At 38.9% G+C, this 10951-nt stretch carries 14 protein-coding genes; 4 read left to right on the forward strand and 10 right to left on the reverse strand.

The features are described 5' to 3' along the window. Nucleotides 1-507: 507 nt before the first annotated feature. From PN471_RS05075 to PN471_RS05090, 4 genes are all read right to left on the reverse strand, one after another. Nucleotides 508-843 carry an RNA-binding protein gene (locus PN471_RS05075; protein ID WP_271775922.1) on the reverse strand — a complete coding sequence of 112 codons (336 nt, stop codon included), beginning with the start codon at nucleotides 841-843 and terminating at the stop codon, nucleotides 508-510. A gap of 4 nt (nucleotides 844-847) precedes the next feature. After that, nucleotides 848-1189, reverse strand: coding sequence for a hypothetical protein (locus PN471_RS05080; RefSeq protein WP_271775923.1), 342 nt, complete (start codon nucleotides 1187-1189; stop codon nucleotides 848-850). Nucleotides 1190-1451: 262 nt separating this feature from the next. Then, nucleotides 1452-1709: a type II toxin-antitoxin system RelE family toxin gene (locus tag PN471_RS05085; RefSeq protein ID WP_271775924.1), complete on the reverse strand. Its 258-nt coding sequence runs from the start codon at nucleotides 1707-1709 to the stop codon at nucleotides 1452-1454. Then, nucleotides 1687-1908, reverse strand: a complete 222-nt coding sequence (locus tag PN471_RS05090) for a hypothetical protein (RefSeq protein WP_193899152.1) — start codon at nucleotides 1906-1908, stop codon at nucleotides 1687-1689. Before PN471_RS05090 ends, PN471_RS05085 begins: the two co-directional genes overlap by 23 nt. 268 nt (nucleotides 1909-2176) lie before the next feature. Between PN471_RS05090 and PN471_RS05095 the strand changes: the two genes are divergently transcribed. The 3 genes from PN471_RS05095 to dcm all read left to right on the forward strand — a co-directional run bounded on the left by PN471_RS05095 (nucleotide 2177) and on the right by dcm (nucleotide 5604). Then, nucleotides 2177-2587 carry a hypothetical protein gene (locus PN471_RS05095; protein WP_271775925.1) on the forward strand — a complete coding sequence of 137 codons (411 nt, stop codon included), beginning with the start codon at nucleotides 2177-2179 and terminating at the stop codon, nucleotides 2585-2587. Between the two features lie 144 nt (nucleotides 2588-2731). After that, nucleotides 2732-4282, forward strand: coding sequence for an ATP-binding protein (locus PN471_RS05100; RefSeq protein ID WP_271775926.1), 1551 nt, complete (start codon nucleotides 2732-2734; stop codon nucleotides 4280-4282). A gap of 305 nt (nucleotides 4283-4587) precedes the next feature. Next, entirely contained in the window at nucleotides 4588-5604 is a 1017-nt protein-coding gene (dcm, locus tag PN471_RS05105; protein ID WP_271775927.1) for a DNA (cytosine-5-)-methyltransferase, read from the forward strand. A 602-nt stretch (nucleotides 5605-6206) separates the two neighbouring features. On the opposite strand, the gene PN471_RS05110 is transcribed toward dcm, so the two are convergent. The 6 genes from PN471_RS05110 to PN471_RS05135 form a co-directional block, all read right to left on the reverse strand. Next, nucleotides 6207-7475 (reverse strand): MFS transporter, encoded by a 1269-nt coding sequence (locus PN471_RS05110; RefSeq protein ID WP_271775928.1) that lies wholly within the window; start codon nucleotides 7473-7475, stop codon nucleotides 6207-6209. Next, on the reverse strand, nucleotides 7441-7899 hold the full coding sequence (locus tag PN471_RS05115) for a MarR family winged helix-turn-helix transcriptional regulator (RefSeq protein WP_271775929.1): 459 nt from the start codon (nucleotides 7897-7899) through the stop codon (nucleotides 7441-7443). Before PN471_RS05115 ends, PN471_RS05110 begins: the two co-directional genes overlap by 35 nt. 19 nt (nucleotides 7900-7918) lie before the next feature. Next, on the reverse strand, nucleotides 7919-8773 hold the full coding sequence (locus tag PN471_RS05120) for an ABC transporter permease (protein WP_271775930.1): 855 nt from the start codon (nucleotides 8771-8773) through the stop codon (nucleotides 7919-7921). Next, nucleotides 8730-9584, reverse strand: coding sequence for an ATP-binding cassette domain-containing protein (locus PN471_RS05125; protein WP_271775931.1), 855 nt, complete (start codon nucleotides 9582-9584; stop codon nucleotides 8730-8732). Before PN471_RS05125 ends, PN471_RS05120 begins: the two co-directional genes overlap by 44 nt. A gap of 71 nt (nucleotides 9585-9655) precedes the next feature. After that, nucleotides 9656-10075: a type II toxin-antitoxin system VapC family toxin gene (locus PN471_RS05130; RefSeq protein ID WP_271775932.1), complete on the reverse strand. Its 420-nt coding sequence runs from the start codon at nucleotides 10073-10075 to the stop codon at nucleotides 9656-9658. Then, nucleotides 10072-10296: a hypothetical protein gene (locus PN471_RS05135; RefSeq protein ID WP_271775933.1), complete on the reverse strand. Its 225-nt coding sequence runs from the start codon at nucleotides 10294-10296 to the stop codon at nucleotides 10072-10074. The genes PN471_RS05130 and PN471_RS05135 overlap by 4 nt, the downstream gene beginning before the upstream one ends. 126 nt (nucleotides 10297-10422) lie before the next feature. On the opposite strand from PN471_RS05135, the gene PN471_RS05140 reads away from it, so the two are divergent. After that, entirely contained in the window at nucleotides 10423-10809 is a 387-nt protein-coding gene (locus tag PN471_RS05140) for a tautomerase family protein (protein ID WP_271775934.1), read from the forward strand. The last annotated feature ends 142 nt before the right edge of the window (nucleotides 10810-10951 follow it).

A 10951-nucleotide genomic window follows, 5' to 3' on the forward strand; every position in this document is an offset into this window, starting at 1 on the left:
AAGAATAAGAAAGTGTTCGTTTCCTCCATGTTCCCTTCCTTCGTGCTACGCACATTAGTCAGGGAACTGTCGTCAACTCACGCGCCATTCATCCCACGCTCCTAAGAGTGAGACGTGGGGCTTCTGTCGGTTAAGCTAAAAAAAATATTTACTAAATCTTTAATATCACGGTCAAATCCCCTAGATAGTTTAGAAAAAGCTTGGGCTGTAAAATCATAGTGATAAAAGGAAATTTGACCTTGTTTGCCAATGAATACGCTTCTATCACGCCATCCAGCAAGAGGTGGCAGGAAATCCTAGGGAGATGCTAATTCGATATTAATGTTTAATTCTTGTTTGAGTTTGGCGATAGCGAAGCGCGACCTAGGAATCGCATTTCCCCAATATTAGCGAACTAACAAGTCAGCGCTTACACTATCGCATTTAGTCGCAGTCAAGGAAGCACAAGAAAACGGATATTGAGCGATAGCGCAATCGCATTTAGTGGTTCGTGTTCATTTTGGATCGTTATACTGCTGGTAATGATCGATCACTTGTTACTGGGATTTTGAGATGCACCAATGCTTTCTGTAACACACTTGGCTTGACACTCAACCAAATTTGATTGCGATCATCTTCGGTATATCCAACAACAACAGCCCCAATAGGTGAACCAATATCTGGATACATCTCTAGAGTCATATCTCCACTATCAACAAAATCAGTAATCTGAACAAGACCCCTCACTACTTCATCATCTAAACTAACAAAAATCCCAAACGGCAGATGATACTCGACTGTACCGTGAATCAGTTCACCTAACCGATATTTAGATTTGATTTTTTTCCAAAACTGATCGCTCATAACACTACCTTGGTTTTAATACTCTTGGATATTGGTTAAGGATAGGAAACAAATGATGAGGAACTGGTAATTCAAATTTATCTCCCCCTTGATAGGGTTTTTCCAGGGGTTGGAAATATTGTTCATAGATTTCTGAGTGTATTGTAACTTCCAAAATCCCATCTTTGTAATACCGATGATATTCCTCAGCGAGACTCCTGCTATTGGGTGCTGCAAAATAGCATTTGCCGTCCGCAGTTGGAGGATGGTAGGGAAAATCATCAGGATGAAATCCTCGTTCTACAAGATTTTGCCCTTTGTCTTTTTGAGTGGCTTTATAAATTGTAATAGTGTTTATCGTATTCAAACAAAAGAGAATTTATTAAGTAGAGATTTTTTTGGAAATTATAACATAGAACAATTTTCATAACTATTCAAAATTTTTCATCAGTAGAGATCGCTTACCCATGAGATCGCAGTTAATCACAGTTAAGGAAGCACAAAATAATGGATTTTGAGCGATTCCTGCGGAGCGCAACGCTTACGCATTAACTCAATATTAGCGATCGCACTATATAAATTATTATGCGATTACTACGTCGCGTAACGCTTGCACTTGTAACAACGGGCTAATTTAAAAAACCTTCATATTCATCATGATTACCGATCCAAATCCAATAATAATCGTCACCTTTTTTCAAGGCTAACGCTCGATATCCACCACTGACACGGGCAGACCAAAGATTTCTACCAACTTTTTTGAAGTGCAAAGAGGGATGAAGTGAGTTTTCCTGCCAAAGCTGATAAGCTTTCCGCGCTTGCTCTTGCATCTCAGGTGACAAATTAGCATAAGCTTTCCAAAACTCAGTCGTCGCCAAGGATTTCATCAAGATCCCTCACGTTGTTGGCTGCAATATCTTTTTCTGCCTGAGCAATGAGGCGATCTAATTTCCCTGATGTTAAATCTGCCTCAATTTGATGATCCCACATCTCATCAATGTATTCTTGAAGCCACTTTGCCAGATCACGAACTTCACTTTCTGGTAATTGCTTGATTACTGATTCAACTTCTAGCCGAGTAGTCATACAAGATTTTACATTTAAAGAGTTTTTCTTTTCTATATTATCACCAACTTTTATATTGAAACGCCATTATATGGTAGCTATTCGACTGATAGCGAAGCGCGACCTAGGAATCGCTTTTATTAACCCAATATTAGCGATCACATTAATCGCAGTTAAAGAAACACAAGATAATGGATTTTAAGCGAACTGCTTGCAGCAGCGCTTCGCTATCACATAACTATGGTAAATTTTTAGTAAGTAAAGAATAATCCAATCTACCTATCTTATTATGAATTTCAAACGATGGCAGGAACTCAAGCAAATCCTCAGTGAAGAAAAAGATTTGTCTAACATCTGGACATATTACATGGATCATTTTGCAGATCATCCCGAATTCATCAACTTGGGTCAACGTGTCCAGAATCAATATATAGATGCAGTTGTCAAAACAACCTGTCAACAACTATTTGGTCAAAACGTCAAAATCACCAACTCTCTCCTTATCCATATTCCCCGACATCAATTTTTCCATGGCCCATTCCAAGCCGGCGGACGAATAGGTGGTGTGATTTTCTTTGAGGATATCAAAGTTGGTTTAATGGGTGTTTCCGCACAGTTTCCCCCAACCAGTGAGGTGCAATATTCCCGGTTTACCGAAGTAATGGATCTATCACCACCAACAGGTCATGATTTAAACTGAACGAGATATAACCTTTCCTAATCTAATAAAGTACAAAATCATCTGTGTTCATCTGCGTTTATCTGCGTTTGATTCTGACTTCCCAGCCATCCTTAACCCCAAAATCGTCTAAACTTAAAGAGCTCCCTAACTGCCAAAATCATCATGACTCGCTGGTTTAATATTGCAGGTCCCTGTAACCCTAAAAAAAACTATACACTCTCAACCACAAGTCGTCTCCCTGACTTATCAATGCTGATTGAACAAGAAAGTTATTTTGTCCTTCATGCACCACGACAAACGGGAAAAACCACCGCCATGTTATCCCTAGCAAAGCAACTTACTGATACAGGAAATTATGCCGCAGTCATGGTATCAGCAGAGGTAGGAAGTGCATTTAATCATGACCCCGGTGCAGCAGAATTAGCAATTTTAGGAGTTTGGCGAAATACAATTGAAGATAGCCTACCGACCGAACTACAACCCCAAACCTGGGTTTATAATGTTCCTGGACAGAGAATTGCTGAAAATTTAAGAGCATGGTCAAGAGCTATCAATCGTCCGATAGTATTATTTATAGATGAAATTGATTCTTTGCAAGACCAAACATTAATTTCTGTTTTACGACAGTTAAGAGATGGTTTTCCTAAACGCCCTGAAAATTTTCCCTCATCGGTAGGATTAATTGGTTTAAGAGATGTGCGAGATTATAAAGTAGCATCGGGAGGTAGTGACAGATTAAATACATCCAGTCCTTTTAATATCAAAGTTGCTTCTATAACTATGCGAAACTTTAATCTTGAAGAAATAGGAGAATTATATCAACAACATACAGCAGCAACAGGACAAATTTTCACACCAGAAGCTATAGAAACAGCATTTAATTTAACTCAAGGACAACCTTGGTTAGTGAATGCTTTAGCTAAAGAAGTTGTAGAAAAAATGGTTAAAGATAGAAGTATTACTATTACTAAAGAACACATTTTAAAAGCAAAAGAAATATTAATTACTCGTCAAGATACTCATTTAGATAGTTTAGCTGAACGCTTACGAGAAACCAGAATAAAAGCAATTATCGAACCGATGTTAGCAGGTTTGGAATTGGGAGATATACCCAACGATGATATTCAATTTGTGATTGATTTGGGATTATGTAAAATGCACCCCTACGGAGGTTTAACTATTGCTAATCCCATTTATCGGGAAGTATTACCCAGGGTATTAACAGTAACACCAATGGCTTCTTTACCAATGATTGCACCAACTTGGTTAACCCCAGAAGGTGAATTAAATATAGATGCTTTATTAACAGCATTTCTCAAGTTTTGGCGACAACATGGAGAACCTTTATTAGGTAGCACTGGCTATCATGAAATTGCCCCGCATATTGTATTAATGGCTTTTTTACATCGTGTTATTAATGGTGGTGGAGTCTTGGAACGGGAATATGCCATTGGTAGTGACAGAATGGATTTATGTCTGCGTTATAAAGATGTAACTTTAGGGATTGAATTGAAAGTGTGGAGAGATAAAAAACGCGATCCCCAAACTGATGGTATTGAACAATTAGAATCCTATTTAGCCCGTTTAGGGTTAGATTTTGGTTGGTTATTTGTGTTTGATAGGCGGAAAAATGCTTTACCAATGGAGGAACGTTTGTCAACTGAGGTGGTGGTGACAGAAAATCAACGTCGGATTACTGTGATTCGGGCTTGAGTGTTTCTAATAGAAGGATATCAAGATTAAGAGATGGGAATTTAAACTAAAACTCCTGCCATTTCCCTAATTCGATTTGCCCAAGTTTTGAGTTCAGCACTATCAAATTATTTTATGAAGATGAAAATTCATCATTGCTTGCTCTCTCATAATCGCACTGAAAATTTGGAACTGCATTCAAACCAGTAATATGAAGTTACATTTGATTAACGCACCCTACAGGATTTGCTGTATACTGAAACAATAAGTATTATAGTATCACCTTAAAATCATGTGTATATCAATATTTAACAATGAGGATAAAAATGATTAAATTCATAGATTTGTTTTGTGGTACAGGGGGATTTAGAATAGCCGTTGAAATGATTTGTAATCAGTATAATATCTCCTCTCAATGTGTTTTTTCTAGTGATATTGATATAGACTCGCAAAAAATATATACAGCAAATTTTGGAGAAACTCCAGCAGGAGACATTACTAAAATTAATGAAAATGATATTCCAGAACATGATATATTATTGGCTGGTTTTCCCTGTCAACCTTTTAGTATTTGTGGAGAACTTAAAGGTTTTGCAGATACTAGAGGTACATTATTTTTTGATATTGCTAGAATTATTCAAGCTAAAAAACCCACAGCTTTTATATTAGAAAATGTGAAACAGTTACAAGGACATCAACAGGGAAAAACCTTAAAAATCATTATTGATACTTTACAAGATTTAGGATATTATACAGATTATAAAATTGTTAATGCTTTAAATTTTGGACTACCACAAAAACGAGAAAGAATTTTAATTATAGGTTTTAAAAATCAACATCATTATGAGAATTTTAAATGGCCATTGATAAAAATTCCCATGCAACCATTATCAACAATATTAGAAAATTCCGTTTCTGACTTTTATTATGCTTCCGAAAAGATTAGACAAAATCGGTTACAAAAAGTTAAACCTAATCAACAATATGATCAACCAACGATATGGCATGAAAATAAATCTGGTAATATTAGTGTATATCCTTATTCTTGTGCATTAAGAGCAGGAGCATCCTATAATTATCTATTAGTTAATGGAGAAAGAAGGTTAACTGAAAGGGAAATGTTGAGATTACAAGGTTTTCCTGAATCTTATCAAGTGGTGGGAAGTTATCAAACTGTGAGGAAGTTAACTGGTAATGCTATAGCTATTCCCTGTGTGGCTAGTGTTATTGATGTTATGATTAATCTGATGGTAACAAAAAGTATCAAATCTAGTGTATCTAAAAATCCACTATTTCATCAATTAAATCTTTACCTGGAATTAGAATGGGTTTTGTCTGTGTAGCCACGACTTCTAGTCGCCAGGGTTAGTATGGATTGAGACTTTTCAAACACCCTGTTAATAATGGTTCTCCATGCTGTCGCCAAAACTTGAGAAATGCTTCCAGTAAAGCATCTATATTTAACTCACCTTTTAGAGTCAACCAACTAGTACCGCAGGGCGGAAGTCAAAAGTCAAAAGTCAAAACGAAGACAGTATAGGCTTTTTAACGATTTAGAATGGTTGGTTTATTTACGCCGTGTTGTACTAGTTTCCAATACTTGCATTTGTGGGTTCTAAGTCACTTACCAAAAGACTTTGACAGTTTTTGGAGATGTCTAATGGAAGAACGTTTGTCAACTGAGGTGGTGGTGACAGAAAATCAACGTAGAATTACTGTGATTCGGGCATGAATGTTATATTTTTTGTTTCACGCAGAGGCGCATTAGTAGCATTAAAAGGGACATGGTGTGAGAAAGTGAAACTTGGTAATAAAAACAAAAGAAAAAATGGATAAACTATTTATCGGCGTTGCTGAATCGAGGTATGAAATTTCCAAATTGAACCTTTAAAAATCTTACCTTTGCGTCTTTGCGCCTTTGCGCCTTTGCGTGAGATACTTTCCCCTATAAATCCTCATGCAACGCCCCCAACTTCCTAATTTCCGGCCAAATCATCGCTGTCGTAACCACCACCAAAATCGTCCCAATACCCCCACCAACCACAGAAAACACTGGACCAAATAAAGCCGCAGTCAAACCAGACTCAAAACCCCCCAACTCATTAGAAGCACTGATAAACACACTATTGATAGCCGCAACACGACCCCGTAAATGGTCAGGAGTGCGAATTTGCACCAAAGTATGACGAATCACCACGCTAATGCTATCTAACGCCCCGCTGAATGCCAACATCAACAACGACAACCATACCCACCGGGATAAACCAAAAATAATTGTCACAATCCCAAACCCGACAACCGACCAAAGTAAGGCTGTCCCGGCTTTACGGATAGGTGGTAAATATACCAACAATGCCGCCATAATTAATGCACCTATGGACGGGGCTGCTTGTAAATAGCCCAATTCCACCGGACCAGCGTGCAAAATATCCTTTGCAAAGACGGGTAATAATGCTACAGCACCACCCAGTAAAACAGCAAATAAATCTAGAGTAATAGCTGCGAGAATGAGTTGATTATTCCAAACAAATTCAGCGCCAGCAGCTAGGGATTTCAGAGATATTGGTTCTTTCTTAAAGTTGGTTTTTTGGGGTTTGATGGCTGCGGTAAGGAAAAAACATGATAGTGCAGCGATCGCAGATAATATATATACTCCTGTGGCACTCCTAAAAAGAGCAATGCTAAATCCCCCTAAAGCTGGCCCAATTACCGACGCTAATTGAAAGCTGCTACTATTCCAAGTCGCTGCATTAGTAAAAGCACTCATCGGTATTAACTGCCACATCAGCGCATCACCCGCAGGTTTGAGAAATGCCCTAGCTACACCTGTTAATAATAAGCAAGCATAAATTAGAAAAACTGCACCTTGATAATAAGAAATAGCCGCTAAAGTTAGAGAACAAAACATTAATAGCAGCATTGCCAATAAAGTAATCTTTTGGCGATCACTCTTATCAGCAACGTGTCCCGTAATCAAAGTTAGGGCAATCATGGGAAGAACCTGCGCCAGCCCGATGCCACCTAAGGCCATCGCTGAATTTGTTCGCTCATATAGCTCCCAGCCCAGCGCGACGGTCTGCATTTGTCCACCTGTGAAGAGGACTACACGCCCAATGGTAAATAGCCGATAATCTCGAAATCTCATGGCTGCCAAAGGATCGTGTTGTGCAGCCTTACTGTTATGGTGAGTTGGTTTCTGTTTGCTCGAAGACATTTTTTAGTAGACTTAATCCTTCTTCAATTTTTGATACTTGTTCAGGTGTCAAACCCTCCAGAATTTCCGCAATTTCCCCGCGAGTTTTTTCCTGGGATTGCTCTAATAAGAGCTTTCCCTCTCTCGTCAAATTCAGGACTACTCGCCGTCGTTCTTGAGGATTATCTGTCCTTTGCACCAGATTACGTTGCACTAATTTTTCTATAGTTGTTGATGCTGTAGCACAGGTGACACCTAAATGATCTGCTACCTCAGACAAGGAAGCACCGGGATTGCGATTCAGAAAAGCGAGCGATCGCAATTGTGGTATGGATAAAGAGTCAGAACTGTGCGATCGCATTTCGGTTCGGATAAACCGCATCAATAAGGGGACAGTTTCCATCACCCTAGCGGCACATTTTTCAGAGGGTTTATCCAAACTCATAAGACCGTTTTTCTCCAGATTACATCGCCACCCGTGGATAAAGTCGTCCACAGATGTAGGTTAAACCTATTAATGTTAGCAAGAGAATTGTACAATCTAACCCGAACCCATAAATACTTGAACCCTGCGCCAGCATCGCACCCCGTAAAGCATCCACTTCATACGTCAAAGGATTCAAGTGAGAAATGAGCTTTAACCAGGTTGGCATGAGGGAAATAGGATAGATCGCATTACTAGCAAAAAACAACGGCATGGTGATTAATTGCCCAATTCCCGTAAACCTTTCCCGTGATTTCACCAAACAACCGATGATGAGTGAAAAAGTACAAAAACAACCAGCACCTAAAAACACAATCAAAACTACTTGTAAGAAAGCCAAAGGATTGTGATTTAAGTGTACACCTAACAACAAAGCCAACAGGTAAATAAACACCACTTGAGAAAAACAACGCACACCAGAAGCTACACCTTTACCCAAAACAATGGCTGCGCGGGGTATAGGTGCGGCCAGAAATTTATGAACAACCCCTAAATCACGTTCCCAAATTAACGTCATTCCTCCAGAGAAAATGGCCACAGATAATGCACTTTGAGCCAAAATACCAGGAGTCATAAAATCTAAGTAAGGTATATTACCTGTAGGGATAGCACGAGTGCGAGTAAAAACTTGCCCAAATATCAGCAGCCATAAAGCCGGTTGTACAGCCCTAATCACTAAATCACTAGGATCATGGCGCAGTTTTCTTACTTCTAACTCAGTAATTACCAGAGTTTTGGTAAATAGTTCTTTGATACCAGAAAAAATCCCTTTAGGGCGATTATATCTGGATTCAGCCCAACCGTTGAGAGGTACGTCTAGTTCTTGCAGTTTCACTGTAACTCACTCCTGATACTAATTGATTACCTGCGTAGTGGATGAAGACATCATCTAAAGTTGCTTCTGGTTTCCCTATAGCGGCTTTTAATTCTGACGGTGAACCAGTGATAATTTCTTTACCCTGGTTCATAATCACTACTCGATTGCAAAGATTATCCGCTTCTTCTAAAAAGTGGGTAGTTAAAAAGATCGTTGTACCGTACTCTCTACGGAGTTGTTGTACAAGTTGCCATACTTGTGTTCTTGCAACTGGATCTAATCCGACTGTTGGCTCATCCAGAAATAAGATTTGGGGTTGATGTAAAATAGCTTGGGCAATTTCTAACTTACGAATCATTCCCCCAGAAAAAGTTCTCACTAAGCGATGTGCTGCATCTTCCAAACCCATGAACTCCAGCACCTCAGCGATTTGCTGTTTTCTGCGTCGGGGCGGAATATCATACAATTTAGAGAATATTAAAAGATTTTCATAACCCGTCAAACTCCCATCTGCTGATAAAGCTTGAGGTACATAACCTATGACTCTTCTGACTGCATCAGGTTGACGAGTCACATCATAACGGGCTAAGTATGCTTGCCCGCTACTAACTGGTAGCAAGGTAGTTAACATCTTAATTACTGTACTTTTTCCCGCACCGTTGGGACCGAGTAAACCAAAAACTTCTCCAGATGCAACGGAGATATTCAAACTATCAACGGCTGTAAATTTTTCAAAGCGGCGCGTCAGTTCCAATGTTTGCAATATTACTGACTTTGGAACTTGTGCAGGTATTTCCGCAGATTCTATTCTTCCCGTAAGTTTCGTCACGAGTAGGATTTACTTCCTTTTTCAAATATTTAGTTTATCTAAATATTAGTGTGGCATATTTTTTCTAAAAGTCAAGACCAAGGATTAATGATCACAACCCCAGTACCAGCAAAATCTTTTTCGTTGCGTGTAACAAGTGATAAAGAGTGTTGAAGTGCGATAGCGGCAATTAAAGAATCCATAGCGGGTAAAGGTCGGCCATTCTGTTCTAGTTGCCCGACTAAATTTCCCCATAACACCATTGTGAAGACATCTAGAGTTAAGATTCTGTTTTCAAAACGATTGGGTAGGGTTTCGTTTAGCCAAGTTGAGAGAGATTCTTTTCTCTTAGATGGAGTAAGTTTGCAGATGCCTTTAGCGATTTCGCCAATAGTAATTACACTGAGGTAAAGTCTTTCTGGCATTTGGGCATCTACCCAATCTAAAACTTTTTGATTTGGTTGTTTGGCAACAAGTTCAGAAATTAAACAAGTATCAAGAAGGTAGGTCATGGGTTGAAGGTATCGCGGGGTAGGCTGTTGTGATCTCGGTTCAAGTCGAGTTCTTCACTGAGTTCAGCCAAGGGGGATTGACGGAAAAATTCTGAGATTGTAGTAGGTTGTTCTGGGTGGATGTTGCCTGTAGTTAGGCTTTGGGCAAGGATTTGAATAATATGCAGTTTATCGTTATGGGAAAGCTGAAGGAGTTGTTGTTCGAGTTCTGGGATAACCATGATGGGGTTTAAATTAAGGATAATTTTATTGTACTTTCAGCCTGGAGTTTAGACTAAAGCAGAGCGATCGCCAATCGCCTACTCTCTTCCCAGTGTACAATTAGACATTAATTGAAAGGAAAATGTATGACTCAAGTGAAAATTCATGGAATAAAGGATTATCTGAACCCAATTAAACAGCAGCTTTCAGATGCTATTCATAGTTGTGTTACGGAAGCGTTACAATATCCGGCAGATAAACGATTTCATCGCTTTTTTCCGTTAGATAAATCTGACTTTTATTATCCATCAGGACGTAGCGATCGCTATACTATTATCGAGTTTAGTATGTTTGAAGGGCGGAGTGTGGAAGCTAAAAAACAGTTAATTCGTCTGCTATTTGAACGATTACAACCACTGGGTATTTCTCCGCAAGATTTAGAGATTACGATTTTCGAGACACCCAAGCATAACTGGGGTTTTCGAGGACTACCAGGGGATGAACATGAACTGAATTATAAAGTTGATGTTTAATAAATCTCTGTACAGGACAAAAAATAGAGAAAAAGCTTGCAAAGGAAACAGAGAAAGGGTTTCATAGAAAGTTACCACACAATCAAAGAAACCCCTATGAACCAGATTAACTTATTACGAGACACACTAAAACCACATTTGG

Source organism: Aphanizomenon sp. CS-733/32 (assembly GCF_028330045.1).
GTDB lineage: Bacteria > Cyanobacteriota > Cyanobacteriia > Cyanobacteriales > Nostocaceae > Dolichospermum > Dolichospermum gracile.